This window comes from Sphingomonas sp., assembly GCF_019242355.1.
Classification (GTDB): Bacteria; Pseudomonadota; Alphaproteobacteria; order Sphingomonadales; family Sphingomonadaceae; genus Sphingomicrobium.
Map to the genome: position 1 here is coordinate 1 of NZ_JAFAVR010000284.1, position 25,962 is coordinate 25,962.

Below are 25,962 nucleotides of genomic sequence, written 5' to 3' on the forward strand. Positions count from 1 at the left end.
GGGCGGTAACGCCTATGACGAGGAAGATGCGGCGGGCATCCTGTACCACAAGTACGGCCCGCACATTTTCCATACGAACAGCGAGCAGGTCTGGGACTATTTGTCCCAGTTCACCGAGTGGCGGCCGTACGAGCACCGCGTCCGCGCGGTCGTGCGCGACAAGCTGGTGCCGATCCCGATCAACCGCACGACGCTCAACGAGCTTTTTGACCTCGACCTCAAGACCGATGAGGAAGCGGCCGACTATCTCGCTTCCCGCGCCGAGCCGGTCGCCGACATCAAGACGTCCGAGGACGTTGTCATCAACGCCGTCGGGCGCGAGCTCTACGAGCTGTTCTTCCGCGGCTACACGCGCAAGCAATGGGGACTGGACCCGAGCGAGCTCGACAAGCAGGTCACCTCGCGCATTCCGACGCGGACCAACACCGACGACCGCTATTTCGGCGATACGTTCCAGGCAATGCCGCTGAACGGCTACACCAAGATGTTCGAGAAGATGCTCGAGAGCCCGCTGATCGAGAAGCGGCTCGGCACCGACTTCGCGGACGTCAGGGACAGCGTCGACTACGACCACCTGATCTTCACCGGGCCGATAGACGAATATTTCGACTTTCGCTTCGGCAAGCTGCCCTACCGCAGCCTGAAGTTTGACCACCAGACGCATAGCCAAGAGCAGTTCCAGCCGGTCGCGGTCGTCAATTACCCCTCGCCGGACGTGCCCTACACACGCATCAGCGAGTACAAGCACCTGACCGGACAGGAGTCGCCGGTGACCACGATCACCTACGAATATCCCTCGGCCGAGGGCGATCCCTACTATCCGATCCCGCGGCCGGAGAACCAGAAGCTGTTCAAGAAATACGAGGCCCTCGCCGACGCGACCGAAGGCGTGACCTTCGTCGGCCGGCTCGCGACCTACCGCTATTACAACATGGACCAGATCGTCGGGCAGGCGCTCGCGACCTTCCGCCGGATGGACGAGAAGCGCGCCGGCGCCGAGGCTCAACGGTCGGCGGTCGCAGCCGAGTAGGACTTCACCGCAATCGCAACCGCAGCGCTTTCGCGTGGTGCGCGAGCGCCATATGGATGTCGGATGCACGACATATTCGACTCTGCCAACGGAGCCGCCCCTCGCGGCGGCCACGCTTCGGCCGTCCCGGCAGCGGGTCCGGAGCTCAGCTACACCAATCCAATCCTCGACTGGGACTTTCCCGACCCGGCCGTGATTCACGCGCCCGACGGCTATTATTATGCCTACGCGACGCAGACCCTCCGCGACGATAAGTGGGTCAACATCCAGGTCGCCCGCTCACGCGACCTCATTCACTGGGAGCATCTCGGCGACGCACTTCCCGACAAGCCGGATTGGGCGCTCGAGACGCAGGATTTCTGGGCGCCGAGCGTCATCTTCGACGGCACGACCTGGTTCATGTATTATTCGGCGACGCCCGACGTCTGCGCCCTGCACGAACGCGGCCATGCGCTTGCCGTCGCCACCTCAAACTCGCCGGAGGGGCCCTTTGTCGACATGGGCATGCCGATGCTGCTTGGCGCTGGCTTCGAATATATCGACCCGATGGCGTTCGATGATCCGGCGACGGGCAAGCGCCTGCTCTACTGGGGCTCGGGCTTCCAGCCGATCAAGGTGCAGCAGCTTAGCGAGGACCGCTTGTCCTTTGCTCCGGGCAGCGAGACGATCGACCTCGTCTGGCCGAATGGGGAGCATGGCGGCTTTCCTCGACTGGTCGAGGCCGCCTGGGTCATCCATCACGACGACTTCTATTACCTGTTCTATTCGGGCGACAATTGCTGCGGGCCCGACGCCGAATATGGCGTGATGGTCGCCCGCTCAGCGAGCCCGACCGGTCCGTTCGAAACTCTGGAAGAGGCACGCGGCGTCCCCCACAGCCTGATCCTGACCAAGAGCGAGCACTGGCTCGCGCCCGGCCACAACTCGGTCGTCACCGACGCTGCCGGCGACAGCTGGATCATCTATCACGCGATCGACGTGAACCGGCCTCGCCAGCGGCAGGAAGATGAAATCAACAGCCGGCGCATCCTGATGATCGACCGAATCGAATGGCGCGACGGCTGGCCCCACGTCGGCATCCCGTCCGAAGGGCCACGACCAGTGCCCGTTACTCTGACGGCTGAACAACAGTAGCTCGCGCGAGTTGTCCCCGCATTGGCCCGTCGGCCAAGCGAGGACGAATGCCCAAGGACCGAACAGACAACAGCAGCGCGATCTTCCCGACCTTCTTCATGACCGGCTTCGAATGCTCGACCTTCGTCTGGCAGGACGGCCAGCGGAAGGATTACGTGAAGGCGACCGGCCATGAAATGCATTTGGCTGAGGATTATGCGGCGGCGATGGACCTCGGCTTCGGCGTCGCCCGCGAGGCGGTTCGCTGGCCCGAGGTCGACCGTGGCGGCGGCAATTACGATCTGTCGACCGTCAAGGCCGCCCAGGACGCCGCGACCGCGTGCAGGATCACGCCGATCTGGGACCTCTGCCACTACGGCCTGCCGGACGGGTGCGACCCCTTCTCCGCTGGCTGCCTGGACCGCTTCGTCGCTTATTGCCGCGCCGTCGCCGAGTTCGTCACGACGACTGCTGAAGGCCCTTATTTCTTCACTCCGATCAACGAAATCACGTTCTTCTCAGCGGCCGCGAGCGACCTCGGCTGGATGTATCCCTTCGCGAAGGGCCGCGAGGACGAGCTTCGGCGCGCCCTCTGCCGAATGGCGATCGCCGGAGTCCGGGCAATCCGCGAGGTTTCGGCCGACACGCGCATGGTTCATGTCGACCCGATCGTCCACGCAGTCCCTCCGCCCGACCGGCCCGATCTCGCCGAGCAGGCGCGCGAGGAAGAGTTCAAGCGCACCTATGAGGCCTGGGACATGCTGTGCGGCCGCCTGGCGCCCGAGCTCGGGGGAAGCCCCGAGATCCTCGATATCGTCGGGGTCAATGTCTACCACTATAGCCAGGTGCAACTCGATGCCGGCAAGAAGCGCGAGGTGCTCGGCCCTCGCGACCCTCGCCGAAAGCCGCTCAGCGATCTGTTGCAGACCGCCTGGGACCGTTACCGGCGCCCGGTCATCATCGGCGAGACCAGCGGCTATCAGGACCATCGCGCCGAATGGCTGCAAATGACGATGGAGGAGTCGCTGAAGGCGCTCAACGCCGGCGTCGAGCTCCACGGCGTCTGCCTGTTCCCGTTCGTCGACGTGCCGGACTGGTGGACCCAGCAATGGGCGAAGATCGGCATCTTTGACGTCGCCGACAAGGACCGGTTCGAACGCGTACCCTGCGATCCCTACGTCGCCGAGCTGCGCAAGTGGCAGAAGGCCCTCGTCCAGCCCGAGAATGTCGAGCCCACCGCCTACGGCCGCGACTGGGGCCGGGTGAGCCTCGAGGACGTCCGCCGTTACGCTGCCAAGTGGGCGGGCGCACCCAGCACGCCTGCTGTCGCCTCCTGACCGCGATCTATCGCTGTACGGCGGCGGTCGTGCGGACCTCCGGTTGCGCGTCGAACCGCGACCTCTGCCCCTCCATCTCGGCAAACAGCCGCTGATCGACGTGGCGGCTCCCGTCGGCGGTCACCGTCGACAGCAATCCGGCCTCGGCATGCCGTGAATTGTCCCAGCCGGGATATGCAGTGATCGGATACCAGCAGATGCCCTCGACCCTCGCACCGCGATCCATGGCCTCGCGCGCCTCGCTGCACACATAGTGGAACCAGGATGCGCGTCCGGAACCTTCCGCACCCGTTTCCGATAGGAAGATCGGCTTGCCGTAGCGGTCCCCGACCTCGACCAGCATGTCCGCCAGAGGCCGGTTCTCGTGATGGCCCATCGGGATCGTCGGACCCTCCAGATACCATTGGTTGTGCGGGTAGAAATTGAGGCCGATGAGGTCCGCCAGCGACGGGTCGCCACCCATCTCCGGCGCTGACCGGCCGGTGATCCAGTCATAGGCTTCGAACTGTCCCTGCCGCGCCGCCTCGGCGTCCCGCACGTCACGGCGGCGATGGCTGCGCGAGGCGATGTGCACCAGAGGCTCGGCCCAGGCGATCGTCGCATCGGGATAAGCGTCGCGGATCGCGCGCGCCGAGCGGATTGCGGTGCCGACCAGCCGCCGCTTGAACCAGCCGCGCTCGTCCGGGCCGACCCTCGGGAAATATCCCACCTCGATCGCCCAGGACAGGAAGTTGATCTCGTTCAACGGGATGACCAGGGGCGCTCGTCCCGTCACCGATTGCTGCACCTCCAGCGCAGCAAGGGCGAAATCGGTGAAGCGCGCGCCGAAATCCGTCGCCGCGGCGTCGACATGGTCCGGATAGCCGTAGTGGAACAGGTCCCAGATCACCTGCATCCCGACTTCTTCTGCCGCCTCGAGCGCAGGTATCCAGCTCGACCAGTCGTACTGGCCCGGTGCTTTCTCGATCAAATGCCAGCGAAGACCGTCGCGGATCGTCGCGAAGCCCAGCTTCCGGCACAAGGCGTAATCGCCAAGCACGTGCTTGTCGTGACCGGTCGCCCGGATGAGATCGAGGCGTACGCCATCGCGCCGCCGATGCGACGAGCATTCGAAGCCAGCCTGGAAGAAGCTGGCGAACGTCCTGCCCCGGCCTTCACTCATCCCGCCATGAATGCGCGAACGCCCGATTCGAGCCGAATCCGCCGCAATTCGCGCGCCTCTCCGAACCGGCCCTTCGTGGCACAATCCTTCCGCTCATGCTTTCTCAACGCGAAGGAGGACCATCGCCAATGGGGCAGAGCTGGCCCAAGCGCCTGTGGCTTGTCCGTCACGGGCAAAGCCAGGGGAATGTCGCGCGCGACGCCGCCGACGAGTCCGGCGCGCACGAGATCGACATTCACATGCGCGATGTCGACGTGCCCTTGTCCGACCTGGGCCTGAAACAGGCCGCCGCGGCCGGCCGCTACTTCGCGTCGCTCCCGCCTGGCGACCGCCCCGAGATCATCCTCTCCTCTCCCTACGTCCGCGCCCGCCAGACCGCCGAACTCATCTGCAAGGGCGGGGCGCTCGCCGGCGGTCCGGCTCAAACCATCATCGACGAGCGCCTGCGGGAGCGGGAGTTCGGAATCTTCGACCGGCTGACGACGGCCGGCATCCGCGCTCGCTTCCCGGAGGAAGCCGCGCATCGGCAGAGGCTCGGCAAATTCTATCATCGGCCGCCTGGTGGCGAGAGCTGGGCGGACGTGATCCTGCGCCTGCGGTCAGTGCTCAACACCATCAACCTGCAATATTGCGACCGCCGAGTGCTGGTCGTCTGCCACCAGGTCGTGGTGCTGTGCATGCGCTACATCCTCGATCGGCTCGACGAGGCCGAGATCCTCGACATCGACCGCCAGGCCGAGATCCTCAATTGCGGCATCTGCGCCTACGATTTCGATACGTCGACCGACGGGCTTTGCGTGCCTGTGCTTGAACAGTGGAACCATGGCGCGCCGCTGGAAGAGGACGGTGCGCCCAAGACCTCCGCCCCCGACACAATGGCGGGGACCCGGTGACGGGAGGCACGCCCCTCGACCGGTCCGCCCTCGATGCCCATCCGGTGCCGCCCGTCACCGCCGGCGACAAGGACAGCAAGGGCCGGATTCTCGTGGTCGCTGGGAGCCGCGACGTCCCGGGCGCGGCCCTGCTCACGGCGACGGCGGCCATGCGCGCCGGCGCCGGCAAGCTGCAGATCGCCACGATCGAAAGCATTGCTCCGCACATCGGCATTGCAATGCCCGAAGCGATGGTGATCGGTCTTCCCGAAGAGGATGGCGGCTTCGCTGCCGCGGCCGTGGACCCGCTTGCCGAGCACGCCGCCAAGGCCGACGCTGTCATTGCCGGACCCGGCCTCTCTCAGGGCGAGGTCTGCCGGAGTATCGCCGGCGCGCTTCTCGACACCGATGGCGCGATTGCGCTGGATGCTGCCTTGCTTCACGCACTGCGGCCCGCGCGGGAAGCCAGACCTTCACTGCCAGTCCTTCTTCCCCACGCCGGCGAGATGGCGTCCCTTCTCGACTGCGAGCCTGACCAGATCGAGGCCGATCCCATCGGCTGCGGCCTGCGCGCCGCCGAGCTCTACCGCTCGCTTGTCCTGGTGAAAGGTGTGGTCAGCCATGTCGTCACTCCAGACGGCCGCTGCTGGACCTATCGGGGCGGGTCCGCCGGGCTTGGCGTGTCCGGCAGCGGTGACGTCCTTGCCGGCATCGTTGGCGGCTTGCTGGCGCGCGGCGCAGACCCGCTCAATGCCTTGCTATGGTCGGTCTGGCTTCACGGCGAAGCCGGTGCCCGGCTCAGTCGTAGCGTCGGCCCGCTCGGTTTCCTCGCCCGCGAGATCGCCCGCCAGGTCCCGGCGCTACTCCGCGGCGCCTGAGCCCTTGCTCGCCTCGTAGCGCTCCAGTTCGTCGCCCGCGAGCCGCACCACGTGCAGCACATTGGTCGAACCCGCGGTTCCGAACGGGATCCCGGCCATCAGCACGATTCTCTCCCCGCCCTTCGCGATCTGGTGCCGAAGCGCCATGCGCTTGCCCTTGGCGACCATCTCTTCGAAGCTGGAGACATCTCGGGTTTGCACCGCGTGCACGCCCCACAAGAGGCCCAGCCGCCGTGCGGTCGTCAAAGACGCGCTCATCGCCAGTAGCGGCACCGGCGGGCGCTCGCGTGCGATCCTGCGCGCCGTGGCACCCGAGCTCGAATAGCAGACCATCGCCGTCGCCGAGACCGTGCTTGCGATCTGCCGCGCCGACCCGGCGAGCGCATCCGCGGTGGTCGGCTCGAGCTTGGTCTGGGTGAAGTGAATACGCGCGGTGTAGCTCGGGTCGCGCTCCACGCTGATCGCGATCCGGTCCATCATCTGCACGGCTTCGCACGGATACTGGCCAGCCGCGCTCTCGGCCGACAGCATCACCGCATCGGCGCCATCGTAGATCGCAGTCGCAACATCGCTCACCTCGGCCCGGGTCGGGGTGGGCGAGGTGATCATCGATTCCAGCATCTGCGTCGCCACCACGACCGGCTTTCCGAACTGGCGCGCCGTCGCGACGATGCGGTTCTGCAAGGGCGGCACCTGCTCGGGCGGAAGCTCGACTCCCAGGTCCCCGCGCGCGACCATCACAGCGTCGGACAGCGCGACGATGTCGTTCAGCCGGTCGATCGCGGCCGGCTTCTCGATCTTCGCGAGCAGCGCCGCCCGGTCCCCGATCAGAGAGCGCGCTTCGGCCACGTCCTCCGGACGCTGCACGAACGACAGCGCCACCCAGTCGGCATTCTGCTCCAGCGCAAACTGCAGGTCGGACCGGTCCTTCTCGGTCAGCGCCGGAATTGGAACGACGACGTCGGGCACATTGACGCCCTTGTTGTCCGATACCCGTCCGCCGACCTGGACCTGGGTGACGATCTGCTCCTCGCCGCTTTCCAGCACCTTCAGGCGGACCTTGCCGTCGTCGATCAGGATGTTGGTTCCCGGTTTCACCGCCTCGAATAGCTCCGGATGCGGAAGCTCGACCCGGTGCGCATCGCCCGACGATGCCCGCCGGTCGAAGATGAAGCGCTCGCCCGTCTTCAGCTGGGTCGCGCCGCTGTCGAAATGACCGACGCGAAGCTTGGGACCCTGAAGGTCGAACAGGATCGTCGTCGGCCGCCGGAACTCCTCCTCCAGCGCCCGGATTGCATTGACCAGCGCCGCCTTGGCCTGCTGGTCGCCGTGGCTCATGTTGATCCGGAAGGCGTCGGCACCCGCAATCATCAACTGGCGGATCATCTCGGGCGTGCTCGACGCCGGGCCCAGCGTGGCCAGGATCTTCACCTTGCGCGCACGCGGCGGGAGAGTCTCGGTCAAGGGTGGGTCCTTCTTCGGCAAGCGCCCGCCAATAGTCGCTCCCGCCCAGCGTTCAAGCCGCTTGAGCAGTCGCGCAGCCTCGCCTAGACGGCGCCTTCACACACGCACATCGGAGTTCTTGATAGCATGGCGGAGGGCAACGTCGCGGCCGATCAGCTGCGGCTATTCATCGAGCGCATCGAGCGCCTTGAGGAAGAGAAGAAGGGCATCGCCGACGACATCCGCGACGTCTATGCGGAATCCAAGTCGAACGGCTACGACACCAAGACGATGCGGGCCATCGTGCGGCTTCGGAAGATGGAAACCCATGCGCGGCAGGAAGCCGACGCGCTGATGGAAACCTACCGCAACGCCCTCGGGCTCGCGTAAGGACCGAGCATGGCCGGCCATTCCAAATTCAAGAACATCATGTATCGGAAGGGTGCGCAGGACAAGAAACGGTCCGCGCTCTTCTCGAAGCTCAGCCGCGAGATCACCGTCGCGGCGAAGATGGGCCTGCCCGACCCGGAAGCGAACGCGCGCCTGCGCGCCGCGGTCATCGCCGCGCGCGCCCAGTCGATGCCAAAGGACAATATCCAGCGATCGATCGACAAGGCCTCGTCCGGCGACACCGAGAGCTATGAGGAGATCCGCTACGAGGGCTTCGGGCCCGGCGGCGTCGCGCTGATCGTCGAAGCGCTGACCGACAACCGCAACCGAACCGCCACTAACGTCCGCACCGCCTTCTCCAAGAACGGCGGCAACCTCGGCACGGGCGGCAGCGTCAGCCACGGCTTCGAGCGGCTCGGCCTGATCGAATATCCGGCCAGCGCCGGGGACGCCGACAAGGTGCTGGAGGCCGCGATCGAGGCGGGCGCTGACGACGTCGAGAGCGACGAGGGCGGCCACCGTATCTGGACCAGCATCGACAGCCTGCACGATGTTGCCCGCGCACTCGAGCCGCTGCTCGGCGAAGGGGAAGGCGCCAAGCTCGCGTGGAAGCCCTCGACCGAAGTCGAAGTCCGCGGCGACGAGGCCCAGACCCTGATGAAGCTCATCGACACGCTGGAAGAAGACGACGACGTCCAGACCGTCTGGGGCAATTACGACATCCCGGATGACGAGCTGGAGAAGCTGGGCTGATCATTCTCGGCCTCGACCCTGGCCTGGGAACGACCGGCTGGGGATTGATCGAGGCTGAGGGGAATCGCCTGAGGCATGTCGCCAACGGCCAGCTCAAGACGGATCCAGCCGCGCCGCTTGCGCGTAGTCTCGCGCATCTCGCGGACCAGCTGGACGCGCTTCTCGCCGACCGCTGTCCCCACGCCGCCGCAGTCGAGGAAGTGTTCGTCAACACCAATCCGCAGTCGACACTGAAGCTCGGCCAGGCTCGCGGCGTCGCAATCATGACTGCCGCCCGTTCCGGTATCGACGTCGGCGAATATGCGCCGACGCTCGTCAAGAAAGCCGTGGTCGGCACCGGCAAGGCCGACAAGGCGCAGGTCCACGCCATGGTTGCGCGCCTGCTCCCTGGAGCGACGATCGCCGGCCCGGATGCCGCCGACGCCCTCGCCGTCGCCATCACCCACGCCCACCACTTGGCGAGCAGGCGGGCTGGCATTACCCGTTGAACGGATGATCGCGCGCCTCACCGGAAAGCTCGCCGAAACCACGGCCGACGGCGCGATCGTCGACGTCGCCGGCGTCGGCTACCAATTGCTGTGCAGCATCCGCACGCTCGAGGCGCTCGGCCCGGTCGGCGGCGACGTGCTGATCCTCACCGAGCTGCAGGTGCGCGAGGACGCCTGGACCCTGTTCGGGTTCGGTTCGCGCGAGGAGCGCGACAGCTTCCGCGCGCTGACCAGCGTGCAGGGGGTCGGCGGCCGCGTCGCCCTCGCGATCCTTTCCGCCCTTTCGCCCGACGAGCTGTCGCGCGCGGTCAGCCAGGGCGACAAGGCGATGATCGGGCGGGCCAACGGCGTTGGACCCAAGCTCGCTGCGCGCATCGCCAACGAGCTTCAGGGCAAGCTCGGCGCGCCCGGCCTGGGCGGGTCGGCCCCGACGGCGCGCGGAGGCTTCGCGCAGGACGCCCTCTCGGCCCTCGCCAATCTCGGCTTCAGGTCGGCCGACGCCAGCGCTGCAGTCAACGCCGCGCAGGACGAGCTCGGGCCGGACGCCACACTGGACGCGCTGGTTCGCCTCGCCCTCCGAAAGGCGGCCAAGTGAGCAGCCAGACTGCGTCGTGCCGTTGCGGCCAGCTGCGCGCGACCGTCACCGGCGAGCCCGTGCGCGTGTCCGTTTGCCATTGCCTCGACTGCAAGAAGCGGTCGGGAAGCTCCTTTGCCGTGCAGGCGCGCTGGCCAGCGAACCAGGTCACGATCGAAGGCCAGTCCAAAAGCTGGCTGACGACCGGCGACAGCGGCATTGAAACCAGCTTTCACTTCTGCCCCGACTGCGGGTCGGAGGTCTGTTATCGCCACGCCGGCGGCGAGATGGCCGACCTCATCGCCATCCCGCTCGGCACCTTCGACAATCCCTATTTCGTCCGCCCGAGCTTTTCCGTGTGGGAGGAGCGCAAGCACGACTGGCTTGAGATTGTCGGCGAACAGGTCGAACACTTCGACTGATGCTCGAAGCGACCGCCACCCAAATTGCGCACATCATCGCCAAGATCGTCGAACTGTCGGGCATCGGCATCATCGCGATCGGCGCGTTCGGCACCCTCGTCATCTTCCTCATGGCCTTCACGCGGGGCGGCGACCGCGACGAAGCTATCGCGAACTTCCGCTCAAGCCTCGGCCGAGCGATCCTGCTCGGCCTCGAATTCCTGGTTGCCGCGGACATCATCAACACGGTCGCGGTTACGCCGACCCTGCTCAGCGTCGCGGTGCTCGCGGGCATTGTCATCATCCGGACCTTCCTCAGCTTCAGCCTGGAGGTGGAAATCGAGGGCCGCTGGCCGTGGCAGCGCCGCAAGGGCGAGCAGCGGCAGGTCTGATGGCCAGCGATCCCGCCCGAATCACCACGCCCGAGCGCACTGCGGAGGACGCCGACGCCGCTCTGCGTCCCAAGAGCCTCGACGAGTTCATCGGCCAGCAGGCCGCGCGCGAGAATCTGCGCGTGTTCGTCAATGCCGCTCGAAGCCGGAATGAGGCGCTCGATCACGTCCTGCTTCACGGGCCGCCGGGCCTCGGCAAGACGACGTTGGCCGGCATCCTCGCCCGCGAGATGGGGGTTGGCTTCCGCGCCACTTCGGGTCCGGTCATCGCCAAGTCCGGCGACCTCGCTGCTCTGCTGACCAACCTCGAGGACGGCGACGTCCTGTTCATCGACGAGATCCACCGCCTCAACCCGGCGGTCGAGGAGGTGCTTTACCCGGCGATGGAGGATCGCGCGCTCGACCTGATGATCGGCGAGGGACCGTCGGCGCGATCGGTCCGCATCGACCTGCCGCGCTTCACGTTGGTCGGGGCGACCACCCGGCAGGGGCTGCTGACCACGCCGCTCCGCGACCGCTTCGGAATTCCGATCCGCCTCAACTTCTACACCGTCGAGGAACTTGAGCAGGTCGTCCGCCGCGCCGCCCGCCTGCTCGGCGCCGACCTCACCAGCGACGGCGCACGCGAGATCGCCCGGCGGTCGCGCGGCACCCCCCGCATCGCCGGGCGCCTGCTGCGCCGAGTGCGCGACTTCGCCCATGCTGCGGGCAGCGAGACGATCGACGCCGACACCGCCGACCGCGCGCTGTCCCGGCTGGAGATCGACGCGCTCGGCCTCGACGCGATGGACCGGCGATACCTGACCATGATCGCCGACCTCTACGGCGGCGGGCCGGTCGGCGTCGAAACCCTCGCCGCGGGCCTCAGCGAACCGCGCGACACGCTCGAGGACGTGATCGAGCCCTACCTCATCCAGCTCGGACTGATCGCCCGAACGGCCCGCGGTCGCTGCCTCAATGGCCGCGGATATGCGCATCTCGGCCTTCCGCCGCCGCAGGGCAGCCAGAGCGGACTGTTCGAGGGCCAGTGAAGCGTCTTGCCCTTGCCTTCAGCGCTGTTGCCCTGACGCTGCCGGCGCCGGCGCTCAGCCAACCGTCCGCAGGCCCCGATTATTCAAAGGACTCCGCCTGGCTTTGCTTGCCCGGTCGTTCCGACTCCTGCTCGACGCCGCTGCCGACCATCGAGCTCGCCGCTTCCGGGTACGGAGCCACTGGCGACCGACCGGTCGCCGCCGACCCGCCGATCGATTGCTTCTACGTCTACCCGACCGTCTCCGCGGACGAGGGCCTCAACAGCGACATGGCCGCCGGCCGCGAAGAGCAGTTGATGACCGAAACCCAGTTTGCGCGCTTCGCGTCGGTGTGCCGGACCTTCGCACCGATCTACCGCCAGATGACGCTCGGCTCCGTCGCTGCCTATTCCGCGGGAATGGACATCACCGGGGCGGCGATGCTGGCCTACGGCGACATCGCTGCCGCGTGGCGCAATTTTCTGGCCACTCGCAACAAGGGGCGCCCGTTTGTCCTGATCGGCCACAGCCAGGGCAGCCTGATGCTCCAGCAGCTGATCACCCGCGAGATCGAGACCAACCCCGCCGTTGCGTCACGGATGCGGCTGGCGATCATCCCGGGCTTCAACGTCCTCGTGCCGCAAGGCCGGCTAGTCGGCGGCACCTTCAAGTCCACTCCCATCTGCAGCCGCTCCGGCCAGACCGGCTGCGTGATGGCCTGGAGCAGCTTTCGCGAGAAGAACGTGCCGCCGGACCATGCGATGTTCGGCATTGCCGACCAACCCGGAATGACCGTCGCCTGCGTCAACCCGGCCCTGCCCGGAGCGACGGGATGGGTGCGGCTCGACAGTTACTGGTTCACGCGCTCCAGCCTGCCCGTGCCCGGCGGGCCAATCCAGTGGTCGACTGAAGGCCAGCCGAAGACGCCGTACGTTCACACCGCCGGTCTCGCTTCGGGCCGCTGCGTCAACGAGCGCCAGCGCGGCTATCTGTGGGTGCGGACCAACCACGCGCCCGGCGACAAGCGCACCGACCATATTGGCGGCGAGGTCGGCCTGTTCGGCATGTTCCTGCCTGCCTGGGGCATGCACCTGTCGGATCTCGCCCTGGTCCAGGGTGATCTCGTGCGAGCGGTCGCAGCGATCGCTGCGGCCGAGCCTACTCGTCGATCCAGAACAAGTGCTCGACGGTGACGTCCAGCGCCTCAGCCAGCTTCAATGCGAGCAGCGTTGACGGCGTGAACACCCGGTTTTCGACCGTGTTCACCGTTTTCCGGGTCACTCCGACCCGTTCGGCGAGCTCGGCCTGAGTCAGGCCCAGCTCGGCGCGCCGCTCCTTCAACCGGTTCGCGAGCAGTTCACCCATCGCGACTGGCGCGCCGCTCGAGGAATGCGAACCACAGCAGGGTGACCGCGATTCCCGCCGTCATCACCATGTGGATCGCGTCGCGCCCTCCGAGGGGTTCGAACAGGCTGACAGAATAAAGCACGACGCACGCCGCCATGCTCGCAAGGAATCCGGCGCGGAAGGAGCTGTCGCGATGGGCGCGCGTCGCTTCGTCGTTGGCCAGTCGACGCACTTCTCGCGAGTAGAACCAGCCGCCGCCGTTGGCGAGGGCAACGAGAATGACGATCGACAGCACCAGCCATGCGGCGATGTGGACGTGGTCGACCGTCCGGTCACCGGACTCCGCACCTCGATTGAAATAGGTCGCCTGCTGGAACAGGAACAGCAGCGTAAGCACCGGCAACATGCGCGTTCGCCGCTGGCTGAGTCTTTCCGCTTTCTCGGCGTCGCTCATCGAAGTCATGATCCTGTCGCCCCTGCTTGATGTAACCTATAGGTAATAAGTAACCCAAGCGTTACACGATCGTCAAGTGGGTTACGATTTGGGCCGCGCGCGGCTAGACCCCACCGATGCGGCAGGCCGAATTCGACCAACCTTATCGCGGCGGCTTCGTCGGTCCGGAGCACCATTATGCGCTCACCGTCCATTTCGAGGACACGGACGCTGCCGGCGTCGTCTATCACGCCAATTACATCAAGTTCCTGGAGCGGGCGCGGTCGGACATGCTGCGCGCCGCCGGGGCCGACCACCTCGCGAGCCACCGCGATGGGCTAGGCACCTATGTGGTCGCGGAGGTCCATATCCGCTACCGCCGTCCGGCTCGGCTCGGCGACGATCTCCTGATCCTCAGCCGGATGGCCGGTCTCAACGCCGCCTCGATCGTGATTCAGCAACGAGTCATGCGCGGGGCAGAATTGTTGGCCGAGGCGAGCGTCACCGCCGCCTTCCTCGGACCCTCGGGGCGCCCGCAGCGCCAGCCGGCGGATTGGATCGAACGCTTCAGGGATCTCGACAGCTGCAGCCAATGACTCTCCTTCGTTACCTTGTCGCCGGTGGGACCCTGCTCGCGGGTTCGGCCGCAATTGCGCAGGACGCCGCTCCCATCGTGGCCGTCCCGCCGCTGTCGACGCCGGCGGATAAGCCGACGCCGTCAGGGTCGACCGCCGCACTCGCCTGGCAAGCATCGAAGCTGATCGCCTCGGACCTCCAATCGGCGACCGAGCTGATGCCCATCCCGCCGGATCAAAAGGATTTCTATTCCTATCCCGAAGTCACCGCGCCGACCTTTGCGAAGTGGCGCGGCCGGGCCGGGTTGCTCGTCACCGGATTCGTCCAGGCCCGCGCCGACGGCCGGGTCACGTTCGGCTGCTATGTCTATGACGTTCAGAAGGGACGAGAGCTCGATCGCACCGGCTTCGCGGTCGATCCCCAGGATTGGCGTCGGGCCGCTCACAAATGTTCCGGCCTCGCCTACAAGGCGGCGACCGGCGCGCCCGGCATTTTCGACACGCGCATCGCTTATGTCTCGGAGAGCGGAACCGGGGACGCCAGGGTTCGTCGAATCGCCCTCATGGACAGCGACGGTTACGACCATAGCTTCATAACTGCCGGCGAAACGATGGTCCTGACGCCTCGACTGTCGCCGAGCGCGGCGCGCGTCGCTTATGTGAGCTACATGACCGGAAGGCCTCAGGTGCGTGTCCGAGATGTCGGATCAGGCGCCGAGCACTCGCTAGTACCGGGCGACGCCATGACCTTCGCGCCGCGCTTCTCGCCCGACGGCAACCGGATCGCCTTCTCGATGACCATTGCCGGCAACACCGACATCTATGTCGTCGATTCCAGCGGGGGGATGCCGCGGCGCTTGACCACGGCGCCGGGTGTCGACACCGATCCCAGCTTCTCCCCCGACGGGACCAGGATCTTGTTCGAAAGCGATCGCTCCGGTGACCAGCAGGTCTATGCGATGAACGCCGACGGTTCCGACCAGAGGAGGCTGAGCTTCGGCGCCGGCGCTCACGCCGCTCCCGATTGGAGCCCGGCAGGCGACCGCATCGCCTTCACCTGGCGCGGCGGCGGATCGCTTCGCGTCGGCGTCATGAATGCGGACGGCAGCGACGAGCATGTCCTGACCTCCGGCCCCTCTGACGAAGGCGCGACCTGGGGTCCGAGCGGCCGCGACATGGTCTTCCAGCGCAGTGATGGCGCTGGCCGCCGCTCGCTGTACCGGATTTCGATCGCCGGCGGCGGCGACGCGCAGCAGATCGCGACTCCGCAGGATGCGTCGGACCCCGACTGGTCCGGACCAGTGGACTGATGGCGATGCGTAATATCTTCCTTGCTCTCGCGGCGGCCGCGGCCTTCCTGCCGACGAACGCCTCGGCGCAGTTCCCGCATTTCGTTCAGCGCGGCGCTCCTCCGCCGCAGCCTGGTCCGCTCGGGCGACCGCCTCTTCCCGGCCCGCCCGGGGCACCTCTGTTTGGGATCGACGCCGAACGCGCCGATTTCCTTGCGCGATCGGGAAGCGCGAACGTCTATTTCGGATCGGGCAGCACCATCCTCGGTGCGCCGGCCAAGGCGACCCTGGGGGCGCAAGCGCAATGGCTGCTTGCCCATCCCGATATCGTGGTTCGGATCGAAGGCTATGGCGATCCGCGCGACACGCGCGATCATGCCTTGGCGGTGGGCGCCGGCCGGGCCGACGCAGTGCGCGACTACCTGGTCTTGCTGGGGGTCCCTGCCCTTCAACTGAGCGATGTCAGCTTCGGCGAGGAACGCCCCGGACCAGGGCGCGCAGTCACGGTCCTGGTCCGCTAGAAAGGTTCAGGCGGCGCGGCGCTGGTAGCCGCAGCCACCGAGCCAGGAGCGAGCCTGGCGCTGGGCTTCGGCAATTTCGCGGGCGGTCATCTCGACCGAGATTTCGGCGCGGCACTGCTGGCCGCGGGTGCAGCCGGACAAAGCCGCGAGGTTGAACCACTTGTGCGCTTCGACCAGGTCGACCGGAACGCCCCCGCGGCCGGTCGAGTATACCACGCCGAGTTCGAACAACGCGTCGACATCGCCGCCTTCCGCATCCGCGATCCGGCTTCGGATCAGGAACTCTGCACTCTTCTCGCTAATCGCACCCATGACATCCCCCTGTCTGTGCACTCAATTCAGCAGGGGATCACGAACAAATGGTTAACGCCGTAAACACCATCAAATGCTGAGCGCGAGATTGTCGATCAGCCGCGTCGCGCCGAGGGTTGCGGCGGCGATCAGCCGCATCTCGCCAGCCGGCGCGTCGAGCGGCTCCAGGGTCGCAGCATCGACGAGCGCGAAATAGTCGATCGCGGAGAAGCCGGCGGAGCGAAGGGATTCCCTGGCGGCCGTCAGCGCCGGACCTACCGGCCTGCTTGCGAGGATCGCGTCCCGAGCCGCGCCTAGAGTTGCCGACAGGGCAACCGCCCGCCTCCGCTCCTCCGCTGACAGGTAGGCGTTGCGGGACGACAGCGCGAGGCCGTCGGGCTCTCGAACGGTCGGCACGCCGGCAATCTCGACTGGAAGCCCGAGGTCCACGACCATGCGCCGGATCACCGCCAGCTGCTGGAAATCCTTTTCGCCAAACAGCGCTATATCTGGCCGCACCGACAACAGCAGCCGCGCAACCACGGTCGCGACGCCATCAAAGTGGCCGGGCCGGGCCTCACCTTCCCATCGTTCCGACACCCCGCCGACGCTGATCCTGGTCGCAAAGCCGGCGGGATAGATGTCCTCGATGCCAGGCATCCAGAGGAGGTCGCAGCCCCGGTCTTCCAGCAGCCGGGCATCTTCTTCCTCTCGCCGCGGATAGCGGGCGAGGTCTTCGTTCGGCCCGAATTGCGTCGGGTTGACGAAGATCGTCGCTGCAACCCGGTCGGCGCGCCGCTTGGCTTCGTCGATCAGCGCCAGGTGCCCGGCATGGAGCGCGCCCATGGTCGGCACCAGCGCCAGCTTGCCGTTGATTCCGGCGCGCGCTTTCGTCAATTCTTCACTGGAACGAACGATTTGCACGCCGGCGGAGCCTCCGGTAAAGTTTGATCGGGCGGCGCTTGCACATGCGCCGGGGGAAAGATCAAGCCAGAGGGGCGGGAATGAGCCAGCCGCATTTCATCGTTTTCGCCAATGAAAAGGGCGGCACCGGCAAGTCGACGACAGCGGTCCATGCCGCGATTGCGCTCGCCTCCTCCGGTCACCGCGTCGCAGCGCTCGACCTCGACAGCCGTCAGCGCACGATGACCCGCTATCTCGAGAACCGGGACGCGACGATGCGCCGGCTCGACAAATATCTGCCGCAAGCCGCTTACGAGGTGCTGGAGGACCAGAGCGAGTCCGCGCTCGACGCCGCCCTCGCGCGCTTGGCCGCCGATACTGACGTGATCGTCGTCGATACGCCCGGCCGCGACGATGCGATCGCGCGCGCCGCCATCCTCAAGGCGGACACGCTGGTGACGCCGATGAACGACAGCTTCGTCGACCTCGACCTCATCGGTCAGGTTCATCCCGAGAACTACAAGATCACGCGCCCGAGCTTCTATGCCGAGCTCATCTGGAACAGCCGCACGCAGCGCGCCAAGACAACCGGCAAGAGCGTCGACTGGGTAGTGCTACGGAACCGCCTGCAGCACATCGAATCGCACAATCTGAAGCGCGTCGGCGCCGCGTTGGACGAGCTCGCCCGCCGCGTCGGCTTTCGCGTCATCCCGGGCCTTGGCGAGCGAGTCATCTACCGCGAGCTCTTCCCCAAAGGCCTGACCCTGCTCGATCTCAGCCAGCTCGGCGAGGTCGGAATCGCCCATATCGCCGCCCGCCAGGAGCTTCGCGAGATGGTTGCGGGGCTTGCCGTTCCGGGACAGGAAGAACAGAAGCTCGCCGCCGCGGGTTGAACCAATTCCCGCCGCCCGCGTAAGGCAGCGGCATGACCCACGCATTCAACCCCACCATCCTCCGCGAATATGACATCCGCGGGATCGTCGGCGACACGCTGACCGAGGCCGACGCCTACGGGCTCGGCCGCACCTACGCAGCTATCGCTCGGGAGGAGGGCGCGCGGCGGATCGCGGTCGGGCGCGACGGGAGGACCCACAGCGGAATGCTCCAGGCGTCGCTCGTGCGCGGGCTGACCGAAGGCGGCATCGACGCGGTCCTGATCGGCATGGGCCCTTCGCCCATGCTCTATTTCGCGACGTATTACCTCGACGTCGATGGCGGCATCCAGGTGACCGGAAGCCACAACCCGGCCGATTATAACGGGTTCAAGCTCCTCCTGAAGGGCCGCTCTGTCTTCGGGCAGGAGATCCAGGGGATCGGCCAGCGCGCCCGAGCCGGCCAGTGGTCGACCGGCACCGGCACGACCGAGGAAGTCGATATCCGCGAGGCTTATGTCGACCGCCTGCTTGAGGGATATTCCGGCAAACCGTTCCACGTCGGCTGGGACGCCGGCAACGGCGCCGGCGGGCCGATCCTCGACATGCTGCTCGATCGCCTGCCCGGGCAGCACCACGCGATCTACACCGCGGTCGATGGCACCTTCCCCAACCATCATCCGGACCCCACGGTCGAAGCCAACTTGGAAGACCTGAAGCGCCTCGTCCTCGACCGCGAGCTCGACTTCGGAATCGCCTTCGACGGCGACGCCGATCGCATCGGCGCGGTCGACGGCAAGGGCCGGGTGATCTGGGGCGACCAGCTGCTCGCCATCCTCGCCGAGGCCGTCCTCAAGGATCAGCCCGGCGCCACGATCATCGCCGACGTCAAGGCCAGCCAGGTCCTGTTCGACCGGGTCGCCGAACTCGGCGGCCAGCCGCTGATGTGGAAGACCGGCCACAGCCTCATCAAGTCGAAGATGAAAGAAACCGGCGCGCCGCTGGCCGGCGAGATGAGCGGCCACGTCTTCTTCAAGCACCGCTGGTACGGCTTCGACGATGCGCTTTACGCCGCAATCCGCCTGATCGAGGCGGTCTCGCAAAGCGGCAAGAGCCTGACCGAGATCATGGACGCCATGCCCAAGACCATGGCGACGCCCGAAATGCGCTTCCAGGTCGACGAAGTCCGCAAGTTCGCCATCGTCGACGAAGTCCGCGACCGCCTGGGCGCGGAGGGCGCCAAGGTCGACGCCACCGACGGCGTCCGCGTCAACACGCCCGACGGCTGGTGGCTCCTTCGCGCGTCCAACACGCAGGACGTGCTGGTCGCGCGCGCCGAGGCCAAGGACGAAGCCGGCCGCGACCGCCTGGTGGCGCAGATCGACGAGCAGCTCGGCAAGTCGGGAATCACGCGCGGAGAGAGCGCGACTCACTAGCCTCAAGCGATCGCCCGGTCAGACGGTTCGCTGCTCGAGGCCGTATCGCGCGAGCCATTCACGCGGACGTGAGCCGCAGAGCTCGGCGAGCAGGCGCATCTGGTCCTGATGCAGATCGACCAGCCTCCGCCGCACTCGGTCCGGCAAGTCGAGATCGCGTCCCGCATTGCTCCTGTCCGACAGCCCCTCGAAGCTCGCGATCGGGTCGGTCGACAGACCGAGGAATGTGCAGACGTCGGCAATGACCGACGCGGGGTCAGCGATGATATCTTCAAAGAAGAGGAGCTTGAACCTCTCGCCGAACAGCTGCCGCCACGTGATCAGGCTGCCCGCTCCCGGATAATAGGTCGCATATTCGGCGAAAAAATTTTCGAACTCGGATTCACTGACGCCGGCCAGATCCCGGCCCTGGATCATCGACATCCTGGCGAACGACCAGCTCCATTCCACAGGATCGCGCAGCGTCAACAATATCTTCGTGACGGGAAACGCCCTGGACAACCGCAGGATATCCCACGGCGGCAGATGCGACACCTGCGGGCTGAAATCCCCGGTCACGCTGGCCGCATCGCAATCGAACAGGCTCGCGAACCAGTCGTCCGATCGCCGTCCGAACAGGAACTTCAGGTCCCACGCCAGGCGGCCTCGCGATCCAACGGCGCGAGCGGGGTGTGCGGAATAATATCGCAGGCGCTCGCGCAGGTAATCGCGGTAATCCTGGTTATGCCAGTCACGGCCGCGAAAGCGAGCGACGACTCCTTCCGTCGGAAAAGCGCTGGATTCCCAGAGATATCGGACTTCCTTGACAGGGTTCAGCCGAACCTGCGGGTGCTGGGCCAGCATGTCGTACAGCCAGCTTGTGCCGGTCTTCTCCGGCCCGACGTGAAGGAAGTGGGGCCGCGCATGGGTCACGCCCGTTCCCTTAGCATTCTGGTCCGGCAAGGCCACGCCGCCGCATCACTGACCCAGCGTGCGCCTGGCGGTCACCAGCGCAGCTCAATCGTCCTCATCCTCGTAACCTACCAAATTCAGCTCACACGCCTTGATCTGGTGGGTCATGCACCAGTGCTTGAGCGCTTCCTCGCGGCCGTGGGTGATCCAGACTTCGCTTGGCGCGAGCTCGCGGATCGTCATGGTGAGCTCGTCCCAGTCGGCGTGATCGCTGATGACCAGCGGCAGCTCGACGTTGCGCTGGCGCGCGCGCTGGCGGATGCGCATCCAGCCTGAGGCCATCGCCGTCACCGGGTCCGGAAGCCGCCGCGACCAGCGGTCGTTGAGCGCTCCGGGCGGGCAGATGACGATGTGACCGGCCATCTCCTGCTTGCTCGCGCCGGCGGTGTGGCGAAGCTCGCCCAAGGCCACGCCGAAGCTCTCGTAGAGCTGGTTCAACCGCTCCATCGCGCCGTGGAAATAGATCGGCGCGTCGTGCCCGCGGGCGCGCAATTCGGTGATGATGCGCTGCGCCTTACCGAGCGCATAGGCGCCGACCAGGACGCATCGGCTCGGGTCGGAATGCAGGCGGTGGAGTAGCCGGTCGATCTCGCTGCCCGTGTCCGGGTGGCGAAAGACCGGCAGGCCGAACGTCGCCTCGGTGATGAAGATGTCGCACGGCACCGGCACGAAGCACGGGCAGGTGGGGTCGGGACGGCGCTTGTAGTCGCCCGACACCACGACCCGCTCGCCCTTGTGCTCCATTACGATCTGGGCGGAACCGAGCACATGCCCTGCCGGAACGAAGCGCACATCGACATCGCCAACGCGAAGGCTCTCGTCATAGGCGATCGGCTGCCCCGACTGCGGTCCGTAGCGCACGCCCATGATCGCCAGCGTCTCGGTCGTGGCCAGCACCGCGCCATGCCCGCCACGCGCATGGTCGCCGTGGCCATGCGTGACCCAGGCTCGGTCCTTGGGCTGCGACGGATCGATCCACGCATCGGCGGGGCGCACATAGATGCCCTCCGGGTGGGACTCGATCCAGGAACCCAATCGCGCCATCGCGAGCTATACTAGCCGAAAGCGGGACAGTTCCCGTGCAGCCAGATCAATTCGGGAGGCAAAAGCATGGACGAAACCACCCTTGGCATTGTCGAAATTCTCGGACCGGCGATCCTCCTGATCGTCCTCGTCTGGCTGGTCATGCAGCGCCGGTCGACCGGCAAGACCGGCCGCACCGAACAAGCCACGCGCGAAGGCTATGCCGAGGAAGAGGCGCGCCGACGCGAGGGGACCGACGAGCTCTGAGCAGACTTCCCGAAGCCGTTCAAAGCTGGTTCGACGCCAAGGGATGGCGGCCGCGCCGGCACCAGCTGGAGATGCTGGAGCGCGCGCGGGCCGGACGAAGCGCGCTACTGGTCGCCGCAACCGGCGCCGGCAAGACGCTCGCCGGGTTCCTGCCCACCATCTGCGACCTCGCCGAGCGGCCCGCCGATGGGCTCCACACGCTCTACGTCTCGCCGCTGAAGGCGCTGGCGGTCGACGTCCAGCGCAATTTGATCGGCCCGATCGAGGCGATGGGTCTGCCGATCCGGGTCGAGACGCGCACCGGCGACACGCCGTCCGACCGCAAGGCGCGGCAGCGGCTGAAGCCGCCGCAGGTGCTGCTGACGACGCCGGAATCCTTGAGCCTGCTGCTGAGCTATCCTGACTCCGTGACGATGTTCGAAAGCCTGCAATCGATCGTCGTCGACGAGCTTCACGGCTTCGCCAAGGAGAAGCGCGGCGATTTGCTGTCGCTGTCGATGGCGCGCCTTCAGAAGCTGGCGCCCGGACTTCGCCGGGTCGGGCTGTCGGCGACGATCAGCGACCCCGACGCCTATCGCGGCTGGCTCGCTCCCAACGCGGACATGGAGCTGGTCGATCTTGTCATCGGCGATCCGGGCGCGGACCCGGACCTGTCGATCCTGATCCCCGAGAACCGCATCCCCTGGGCCGGCCACAGCGGCCGCCACGCCGCGCGCGAGGTGATGAAGCTGATCGAGGCGCACAAGACGACCCTCGTCTTCTGCAACACGCGGAGCCTCGCCGAACTGATCTTCCAGGACCTGTGGGCCGTCAACGACAACGCCCTTCCCATCGGCATCCACCACGGCAGTCTCGCGGTCGAGGCACGGCGCCGGGTCGAGGGCGCGATGGCCATGGGCAAGCTCCGCGGCCTGGTCGCCACCGCCAGCCTCGACCTCGGCATCGACTGGGGCGATGTCGATCTCGTCGTTCAGATGGGCGCGCCGAAGGGGAGCTCGCGCCTGTTGCAGCGCATCGGCCGCGCCAACCACCGGCTCGACGAGCCGAGCAAGGGGATCATCGTCCCCGGCAACCGCTTCGAATATCTCGAGGCCCGGGCCGCGCTCGACGCGATCGACGACGGCGAGCTCGACCCCGAAGTCTTCCGCCCCGGCGCGCTCGACGTCCTCGCCCAGCACATCCTCGCCATGGCCGTCGCCGCACCATTCCAGCAAGACGAGATGCTCGCCGAGGTTCACTCGTCGGCGCCATACGCCGGTCTTAAGCAGGAAACCTTCGAGGAAATCCTGAACTTCATCGCGACGGGCGGCTATGCTCTGAAAGCGTACGACCGCTTTCGGCGGCTGGTCCCGGAAGCCGGCGGCCTGTGGCGGATCACCCGGCCGCAGATCGCCCAGCAACATCGACTCAACGCCGGCGTCATCGTCGAGCAGCCGCTGCTCACCGTCCGCTTCCGCAACGGCCGCAGCCTCGGCACAATCGAGGAAGGCTACGCCTCGACCCTGGCGCCCGGCGATCACTTCTTCTTCTCGGGCCTCAGCCTCGAGGTCGAGCAGTTCAAGGACACGGACGTCATCGTCCATGCTTCGTCGAAGCAGGCGCGGATCGTCACCTACGGCGGCCAGCGCATGTCGATGTCGACCCATCTCGCCAACCGCGTCCGCCACATGCTGTGCGACCGCAACGACTGGAGCCGCTTCCCAGCCGACGTCAGTGAGTGGCTGGAGGTGCAGTCCGAACGCTCCGTCCTCCCGGAACCACACCAGCTTCTCGTCGAGACTTTCCCGCACGAGGGCAAGTTCTACATGGTCGCCTACAGCTTCGAAGGCTGGAACGCGCACCAGTCGCTGGGAATGCTGATCACGCGCCGGATGGAGACGGCCGGGCTAAAGCCGCTCGGCTTCGTCGCCAACGACTACGGCCTCGCCTGCTATGGGCTGGAGCCGATCACCGATCCGCAATCGCTGTTCTCGCCCGATATCCTCGAGGACGAGTTCGTCACCTGGGTCGAAAGCTCGATGCTGCTCAAGAATGCCTTTCGCGAGGTCGCGGTGATCGGCGGACTCGTCGAGCGCCATCATCCCGGCAAGAAGAAGACAGGGCGGCAGGTCAGCTTCTCGACCGACCTCATCTACGACGTGCTCCGCCGATACGAGCCCGAGCACTTGCTGCTACGCGCCGCCTGGGACGATGCGCGGCGCCGAATGACCGAGCTGGGCCGCCTCGTCCGCCTGGTCGATCGCGCCTCGGCGACCATGCTCCACGTCGAGGTCGATCGGATCACGCCGATGGCCGTGCCGCTGATGGTCATCGTCGGCCGCGAAGCCCTCCCGCCGGGAGCCGAGGCAGACGAGACCCTGCTTAGCCAGGCCGAAGCGCTGGCCCAGGAAGCCATGCAATTATAGCGAAGTCTCATTGCCCATTCTCCCCGCATCTGCGAGGCTTGGGCCATGAAGCGCATCCTTATCCTGCTCGTTCCCGTGCTCCTCAGCGGCTGCGTCGTCGAGACGGTCGCGAAGACCGCCGTCACCGCCGTCACCCTGCCGGTGAAGGCCGCCTCCTATGGAGTCGACAAGCTCACCACCAGCCAGGCCGAGGCCGACCGCAACGCCGGCCGCAAGCTGCGCAAGGAGGACGAAGAGCGCGGCAAGCTCTATCGCGACGCAATGGCGCGCTGCCGCTCCGGCCGCCCGCTGCCGACCGACGATTGCACCGGCGGAGCGCAGCGCTGAGATATTTCCTCGACACCGAATATAATGGTGTCGGTGGGGCGCTGCTTAGCCTTGCCCTGGTCCCGGACGACGGGGACGATTTCTACCTGACATTGAAAACCGACGAGCCCATCTCTGAATGGGTCGGGCAGCACGTCATCCCCTACATGGACATGGTCCCTGAGCCTTTGTCTTGCCCGCGCCTGTCCCGGGATGATGCCGCCAAGGAGCTCGAGCACTATCTCCGTCATGACGAGGAGCCGCTGATCGTCGCCGACTGGCCGGAGGATGTCGCGCAGTTCTGCAACCTCCTGATCACCGGACCCGGCGACATGGTCGAACTTCGCCACCTGACCTTCCGCCTGACCCCGATGAGCAATTTCAGCACCGCGGCGAACAGCAAGGTGCCGCACAACGCCCTCCACGACGCCCGCGCGTTTCGCGACCACGTCCTGTCGATGGAATGATTTTGCCGGTTGCCAAGGCGCTCCGCTGCTCGCATTGACCTGCTGATGGTTCCCCTTTCGTTCGCAGGCGAAACGTTTCTCGCAACGGCAGAGGGCGCGCTGTTCTGGCCGGAGCAGAGCGCGCTGCTCGTCGCCGACCTGCACCTCGAGAAGGCGAGCTGGTTTGCGAGGCTCGGCCAGTTCCTGCCGCCCTACGATTCGCATGCGACCCTCGCGGCGCTGGCGGCGCAGGTGGAGCGCACCAAGGCGACGCGGCTCTACTGCCTCGGCGACAGCTTCCACGATCGCTTCGGCTGCGACCGGCTTCCGACCAATGCGCGGGAGCTGCTCACCCGGCTGACGACGCAGCTCGACTGGATCTGGATCGTCGGCAATCACGATCCCGGCTTCGCCGATCATTGTGGCGGCCGGCTGGTGGATGAGGTCGAAATCGGCGGTATCATCCTCCGCCACGAAGCCGTTCGAGACGACCCGGCTCCGGAAATCTCCGGCCATTTCCATCCGAAGCTCCGCCTCAACGTCCGCGGCCGCCATGTTTCCCGCCGCTGCTTCGTGAAGTCGGCGACCAAGATCATCATGCCGGCGTTCGGTTCGTTGACCGGCGGGCTCGACGCGCATCATCCAGGCATCCTGGGCTCGGTCGGCAGCGGCGCTGCAGCGCTCGTTCCCGTGTCGGACCGGCTGTTGCGGTTTCCGCTCGCCGCCTAGTCGGCGGACGTCACCTCGATCGCCATCGCGCCGGTCGGGGACAGCAGAAGCCGCGCGGTCGCGGCTCGACGCTTGCCGAAGGTCGCGGCCTGGAGCTCGTTGCGGGCAGCGTGGCGGTCGAACTTGAAGCCCTGCGCCTCCGCCGCGTCCTTCAGCCGGTCGAGGTGCCGATCGAGGTCGGCGATCCCTTCGTCAGGGTCGAAGCGCATGATTTCCTCGAGGTCGGCGGCAGGCTCCATCGGCCCATCATTCACGGTAGAAGCGCGCCGCGGCAAGCCCCCGTCGCATTGCGTGCCTGCCGGCCGCTGCTAAACCCTTGGCCGAT

Annotated in this window: 32 protein-coding genes; 23 read left to right on the forward strand and 9 right to left on the reverse strand. The window is 66.5% G+C overall.

Annotated elements, in window-relative coordinates; all coding sequences use genetic code 11:
* The 3 genes from glf to JOZ79_RS13650 all read left to right on the forward strand — a co-directional run.
* The coding region (gene glf / locus JOZ79_RS13640) for a UDP-galactopyranose mutase (RefSeq protein WP_294075213.1) at positions 1-1,030 on the forward strand (1,030 nt) is incomplete at its 5' end.
* A gap of 63 nt (positions 1,031-1,093) precedes the next feature.
* The gene (locus JOZ79_RS13645) at positions 1,094-2,164 is read left to right on the forward strand and encodes a glycoside hydrolase family 43 protein (protein ID WP_294075215.1); all 1,071 of its coding nucleotides are present in this window, start codon (positions 1,094-1,096) and stop codon (positions 2,162-2,164) included.
* A gap of 47 nt (positions 2,165-2,211) precedes the next feature.
* A complete protein-coding gene (locus JOZ79_RS13650) occupies positions 2,212-3,480 on the forward strand; it encodes a hypothetical protein (protein ID WP_294075218.1) in 1,269 nt (422 codons plus the stop codon).
* A 7-nt stretch (positions 3,481-3,487) separates the two neighbouring features.
* Here the strand turns inward: JOZ79_RS13650 and JOZ79_RS13655 are convergent, their stop codons facing one another.
* A complete protein-coding gene (locus JOZ79_RS13655) occupies positions 3,488-4,642 on the reverse strand; it encodes a hypothetical protein (protein ID WP_294075220.1) in 1,155 nt (384 codons plus the stop codon).
* A 128-nt stretch (positions 4,643-4,770) separates the two neighbouring features.
* Here JOZ79_RS13655 and JOZ79_RS13660 point away from each other — a divergent pair, with 128 nt between their 5' ends.
* Both JOZ79_RS13660 and JOZ79_RS13665 read left to right on the forward strand, forming a co-directional pair.
* Entirely contained in the window at positions 4,771-5,535 is a 765-nt protein-coding gene (locus tag JOZ79_RS13660; protein ID WP_294075222.1) for a histidine phosphatase family protein, read from the forward strand.
* A complete protein-coding gene (locus JOZ79_RS13665; protein ID WP_294075226.1) occupies positions 5,532-6,392 on the forward strand; it encodes an NAD(P)H-hydrate dehydratase in 861 nt (286 codons plus the stop codon). Before JOZ79_RS13660 ends, JOZ79_RS13665 begins: the two co-directional genes overlap by 4 nt.
* Here the strand turns inward: JOZ79_RS13665 and pyk are convergent.
* Positions 6,375-7,856: a pyruvate kinase gene (pyk, locus tag JOZ79_RS13670; RefSeq protein WP_294075229.1), complete on the reverse strand. Its 1,482-nt coding sequence runs from the start codon at positions 7,854-7,856 to the stop codon at positions 6,375-6,377. The genes JOZ79_RS13665 and pyk overlap by 18 nt on opposite strands.
* A 126-nt stretch (positions 7,857-7,982) precedes the next feature.
* On the opposite strand from pyk, the gene JOZ79_RS13675 reads away from it, so the two are divergent.
* Genes JOZ79_RS13675 through JOZ79_RS13710 form a run of 8 tightly spaced genes read left to right on the forward strand, consistent with a single transcriptional unit; the run spans position 7,983 to position 13,036 of the window.
* Complete coding sequence (locus JOZ79_RS13675) at positions 7,983-8,225, forward strand: DUF2312 domain-containing protein (RefSeq protein ID WP_294075232.1); 243 nt, start codon at positions 7,983-7,985, stop codon at positions 8,223-8,225.
* A 9-nt stretch (positions 8,226-8,234) separates the two neighbouring features.
* Positions 8,235-8,978: a YebC/PmpR family DNA-binding transcriptional regulator gene (locus JOZ79_RS13680; RefSeq protein ID WP_294075235.1), complete on the forward strand. Its 744-nt coding sequence runs from the start codon at positions 8,235-8,237 to the stop codon at positions 8,976-8,978.
* A complete protein-coding gene (ruvC, locus tag JOZ79_RS13685) occupies positions 8,975-9,466 on the forward strand; it encodes a crossover junction endodeoxyribonuclease RuvC (protein ID WP_294075319.1) in 492 nt (163 codons plus the stop codon). The genes JOZ79_RS13680 and ruvC overlap by 4 nt, the downstream gene beginning before the upstream one ends.
* Positions 9,467-9,470: 4 nt before the next feature.
* Positions 9,471-10,061 (forward strand): Holliday junction branch migration protein RuvA, encoded by a 591-nt coding sequence (ruvA, locus tag JOZ79_RS13690; RefSeq protein ID WP_294075238.1) that lies wholly within the window; start codon positions 9,471-9,473, stop codon positions 10,059-10,061.
* A complete protein-coding gene (locus tag JOZ79_RS13695; protein WP_294075241.1) occupies positions 10,058-10,462 on the forward strand; it encodes a GFA family protein in 405 nt (134 codons plus the stop codon). Before ruvA ends, JOZ79_RS13695 begins: the two co-directional genes overlap by 4 nt.
* Complete coding sequence (locus JOZ79_RS13700) at positions 10,462-10,833, forward strand: DUF1622 domain-containing protein (protein ID WP_294075244.1); 372 nt, start codon at positions 10,462-10,464, stop codon at positions 10,831-10,833. The genes JOZ79_RS13695 and JOZ79_RS13700 overlap by 1 nt, the downstream gene beginning before the upstream one ends.
* The gene (ruvB, locus tag JOZ79_RS13705; protein ID WP_294075246.1) at positions 10,833-11,864 is read left to right on the forward strand and encodes a Holliday junction branch migration DNA helicase RuvB; all 1,032 of its coding nucleotides are present in this window, start codon (positions 10,833-10,835) and stop codon (positions 11,862-11,864) included. The genes JOZ79_RS13700 and ruvB overlap by 1 nt, the downstream gene beginning before the upstream one ends.
* The gene (locus JOZ79_RS13710) at positions 11,861-13,036 is read left to right on the forward strand and encodes a DUF3089 domain-containing protein (protein WP_294075249.1); all 1,176 of its coding nucleotides are present in this window, start codon (positions 11,861-11,863) and stop codon (positions 13,034-13,036) included. Before ruvB ends, JOZ79_RS13710 begins: the two co-directional genes overlap by 4 nt.
* Here the strand turns inward: JOZ79_RS13710 and JOZ79_RS13715 are convergent.
* Together JOZ79_RS13715 and JOZ79_RS13720 are read right to left on the reverse strand one after the other, a co-directional pair.
* Positions 13,002-13,208, reverse strand: coding sequence for a helix-turn-helix domain-containing protein (locus JOZ79_RS13715; protein WP_294075252.1), 207 nt, complete (start codon positions 13,206-13,208; stop codon positions 13,002-13,004). The two genes, JOZ79_RS13710 and JOZ79_RS13715, sit on opposite strands and share 35 nt — an antisense overlap.
* Complete coding sequence (locus JOZ79_RS13720; protein ID WP_294075255.1) at positions 13,201-13,653, reverse strand: hypothetical protein; 453 nt, start codon at positions 13,651-13,653, stop codon at positions 13,201-13,203. The genes JOZ79_RS13715 and JOZ79_RS13720 overlap by 8 nt, the downstream gene beginning before the upstream one ends.
* A 107-nt stretch (positions 13,654-13,760) precedes the next feature.
* On the opposite strand from JOZ79_RS13720, the gene JOZ79_RS13725 reads away from it, so the two are divergent.
* From JOZ79_RS13725 to JOZ79_RS13735, 3 genes are read left to right on the forward strand one after another with little or no spacing between them, the layout of a single operon-like run.
* Complete coding sequence (locus JOZ79_RS13725) at positions 13,761-14,219, forward strand: YbgC/FadM family acyl-CoA thioesterase (protein WP_294075258.1); 459 nt, start codon at positions 13,761-13,763, stop codon at positions 14,217-14,219.
* Positions 14,216-15,508 (forward strand): Tol-Pal system beta propeller repeat protein TolB, encoded by a 1,293-nt coding sequence (gene tolB, locus JOZ79_RS13730; RefSeq protein WP_294075261.1) that lies wholly within the window; start codon positions 14,216-14,218, stop codon positions 15,506-15,508. Before JOZ79_RS13725 ends, tolB begins: the two co-directional genes overlap by 4 nt.
* A complete protein-coding gene (locus JOZ79_RS13735; RefSeq protein WP_294075263.1) occupies positions 15,508-16,008 on the forward strand; it encodes an OmpA family protein in 501 nt (166 codons plus the stop codon). Before tolB ends, JOZ79_RS13735 begins: the two co-directional genes overlap by 1 nt.
* 6 nt (positions 16,009-16,014) lie before the next feature.
* On the opposite strand, the gene JOZ79_RS13740 is transcribed toward JOZ79_RS13735, so the two are convergent.
* Positions 16,015-16,320, reverse strand: coding sequence for a hypothetical protein (locus JOZ79_RS13740; protein ID WP_294075265.1), 306 nt, complete (start codon positions 16,318-16,320; stop codon positions 16,015-16,017).
* Between the two features lie 69 nt (positions 16,321-16,389).
* Positions 16,390-17,223, reverse strand: coding sequence for a pantoate--beta-alanine ligase (gene panC, locus JOZ79_RS13745; RefSeq protein ID WP_294075268.1), 834 nt, complete (start codon positions 17,221-17,223; stop codon positions 16,390-16,392).
* Positions 17,224-17,303: 80 nt separating this feature from the next.
* Between panC and JOZ79_RS13750 the strand changes: the two genes are divergently transcribed.
* Positions 17,304-18,095, forward strand: coding sequence for a division plane positioning ATPase MipZ (locus JOZ79_RS13750; RefSeq protein WP_294075270.1), 792 nt, complete (start codon positions 17,304-17,306; stop codon positions 18,093-18,095).
* A gap of 32 nt (positions 18,096-18,127) precedes the next feature.
* A complete protein-coding gene (gene pgmG, locus JOZ79_RS13755) occupies positions 18,128-19,510 on the forward strand; it encodes a phosphoglucomutase/phosphomannomutase PgmG (RefSeq protein WP_294075273.1) in 1,383 nt (460 codons plus the stop codon).
* A gap of 18 nt (positions 19,511-19,528) precedes the next feature.
* On the opposite strand, the gene JOZ79_RS13760 is transcribed toward pgmG, so the two are convergent.
* Together JOZ79_RS13760 and JOZ79_RS13765 are read right to left on the reverse strand one after the other, a co-directional pair.
* Positions 19,529-20,458 carry a sulfotransferase gene (locus JOZ79_RS13760; protein ID WP_294075276.1) on the reverse strand — a complete coding sequence of 310 codons (930 nt, stop codon included), beginning with the start codon at positions 20,456-20,458 and terminating at the stop codon, positions 19,529-19,531.
* Between the two features lie 48 nt (positions 20,459-20,506).
* The gene (locus JOZ79_RS13765; RefSeq protein WP_294075278.1) at positions 20,507-21,505 is read right to left on the reverse strand and encodes a ligase-associated DNA damage response exonuclease; all 999 of its coding nucleotides are present in this window, start codon (positions 21,503-21,505) and stop codon (positions 20,507-20,509) included.
* Positions 21,506-21,571: 66 nt separating this feature from the next.
* Between JOZ79_RS13765 and JOZ79_RS13770 the strand changes: the two genes are divergently transcribed.
* Genes JOZ79_RS13770 through pdeM form a run of 5 tightly spaced genes read left to right on the forward strand, consistent with a single transcriptional unit; the run spans position 21,572 to position 25,637 of the window.
* Positions 21,572-21,751 (forward strand): hypothetical protein, encoded by a 180-nt coding sequence (locus JOZ79_RS13770; protein ID WP_294075325.1) that lies wholly within the window; start codon positions 21,572-21,574, stop codon positions 21,749-21,751.
* Complete coding sequence (locus JOZ79_RS13775; protein ID WP_294075322.1) at positions 21,748-24,156, forward strand: ligase-associated DNA damage response DEXH box helicase; 2,409 nt, start codon at positions 21,748-21,750, stop codon at positions 24,154-24,156. Before JOZ79_RS13770 ends, JOZ79_RS13775 begins: the two co-directional genes overlap by 4 nt.
* A gap of 45 nt (positions 24,157-24,201) precedes the next feature.
* Positions 24,202-24,483: a hypothetical protein gene (locus JOZ79_RS13780; protein WP_294075281.1), complete on the forward strand. Its 282-nt coding sequence runs from the start codon at positions 24,202-24,204 to the stop codon at positions 24,481-24,483.
* A complete protein-coding gene (locus tag JOZ79_RS13785; protein WP_366514824.1) occupies positions 24,459-24,929 on the forward strand; it encodes a hypothetical protein in 471 nt (156 codons plus the stop codon). Before JOZ79_RS13780 ends, JOZ79_RS13785 begins: the two co-directional genes overlap by 25 nt.
* A gap of 45 nt (positions 24,930-24,974) precedes the next feature.
* Positions 24,975-25,637 carry a ligase-associated DNA damage response endonuclease PdeM gene (gene pdeM, locus JOZ79_RS13790; RefSeq protein WP_294075284.1) on the forward strand — a complete coding sequence of 221 codons (663 nt, stop codon included), beginning with the start codon at positions 24,975-24,977 and terminating at the stop codon, positions 25,635-25,637.
* Here pdeM and JOZ79_RS13795 read toward each other — a convergent pair.
* The gene (locus JOZ79_RS13795) at positions 25,634-25,876 is read right to left on the reverse strand and encodes a hypothetical protein (protein ID WP_294075287.1); all 243 of its coding nucleotides are present in this window, start codon (positions 25,874-25,876) and stop codon (positions 25,634-25,636) included. The genes pdeM and JOZ79_RS13795 overlap by 4 nt on opposite strands.
* Positions 25,877-25,962: the final 86 nt, after the last annotated feature.

Excerpts from the sequence above, each read along its gene's own strand:
- JOZ79_RS13645 (WP_294075215.1), top strand. The coding sequence starts at position 1,094 with ATGCACGACATATTCGACTCTGCCAACGGAGCCGCCCCTCGCGGCGGC.
- JOZ79_RS13650 (WP_294075218.1), top strand. The coding sequence starts at position 2,212 with ATGCCCAAGGACCGAACAGACAACAGCAGCGCGATCTTCCCGACCTTC.
- JOZ79_RS13655 (WP_294075220.1), bottom strand. The coding sequence starts at position 4,642 with ATGAGTGAAGGCCGGGGCAGGACGTTCGCCAGCTTCTTCCAGGCTGGC.
- JOZ79_RS13660 (WP_294075222.1), top strand. The coding sequence starts at position 4,771 with ATGGGGCAGAGCTGGCCCAAGCGCCTGTGGCTTGTCCGTCACGGGCAA.
- JOZ79_RS13675 (WP_294075232.1), top strand. The coding sequence starts at position 7,983 with ATGGCGGAGGGCAACGTCGCGGCCGATCAGCTGCGGCTATTCATCGAG.
- JOZ79_RS13680 (WP_294075235.1), top strand. The coding sequence starts at position 8,235 with ATGGCCGGCCATTCCAAATTCAAGAACATCATGTATCGGAAGGGTGCG.
- ruvA (WP_294075238.1), top strand. The coding sequence starts at position 9,471 with ATGATCGCGCGCCTCACCGGAAAGCTCGCCGAAACCACGGCCGACGGC.
- JOZ79_RS13700 (WP_294075244.1), top strand. The coding sequence starts at position 10,462 with ATGCTCGAAGCGACCGCCACCCAAATTGCGCACATCATCGCCAAGATC.
- ruvB (WP_294075246.1), top strand. The coding sequence starts at position 10,833 with ATGGCCAGCGATCCCGCCCGAATCACCACGCCCGAGCGCACTGCGGAG.
- JOZ79_RS13715 (WP_294075252.1), bottom strand. The coding sequence starts at position 13,208 with ATGGGTGAACTGCTCGCGAACCGGTTGAAGGAGCGGCGCGCCGAGCTG.
- JOZ79_RS13720 (WP_294075255.1), bottom strand. The coding sequence starts at position 13,653 with ATGACTTCGATGAGCGACGCCGAGAAAGCGGAAAGACTCAGCCAGCGG.
- JOZ79_RS13725 (WP_294075258.1), top strand. The coding sequence starts at position 13,761 with ATGCGGCAGGCCGAATTCGACCAACCTTATCGCGGCGGCTTCGTCGGT.
- tolB (WP_294075261.1), top strand. The coding sequence starts at position 14,216 with ATGACTCTCCTTCGTTACCTTGTCGCCGGTGGGACCCTGCTCGCGGGT.
- JOZ79_RS13735 (WP_294075263.1), top strand. The coding sequence starts at position 15,508 with ATGGCGATGCGTAATATCTTCCTTGCTCTCGCGGCGGCCGCGGCCTTC.
- JOZ79_RS13740 (WP_294075265.1), bottom strand. The coding sequence starts at position 16,320 with ATGGGTGCGATTAGCGAGAAGAGTGCAGAGTTCCTGATCCGAAGCCGG.
- JOZ79_RS13750 (WP_294075270.1), top strand. The coding sequence starts at position 17,304 with ATGAGCCAGCCGCATTTCATCGTTTTCGCCAATGAAAAGGGCGGCACC.
- pgmG (WP_294075273.1), top strand. The coding sequence starts at position 18,128 with ATGACCCACGCATTCAACCCCACCATCCTCCGCGAATATGACATCCGC.
- JOZ79_RS13765 (WP_294075278.1), bottom strand. The coding sequence starts at position 21,505 with ATGGCGCGATTGGGTTCCTGGATCGAGTCCCACCCGGAGGGCATCTAT.
- JOZ79_RS13770 (WP_294075325.1), top strand. The coding sequence starts at position 21,572 with ATGGACGAAACCACCCTTGGCATTGTCGAAATTCTCGGACCGGCGATC.
- JOZ79_RS13780 (WP_294075281.1), top strand. The coding sequence starts at position 24,202 with ATGAAGCGCATCCTTATCCTGCTCGTTCCCGTGCTCCTCAGCGGCTGC.
- pdeM (WP_294075284.1), top strand. The coding sequence starts at position 24,975 with ATGGTTCCCCTTTCGTTCGCAGGCGAAACGTTTCTCGCAACGGCAGAG.
- JOZ79_RS13795 (WP_294075287.1), bottom strand. The coding sequence starts at position 25,876 with ATGGAGCCTGCCGCCGACCTCGAGGAAATCATGCGCTTCGACCCTGAC.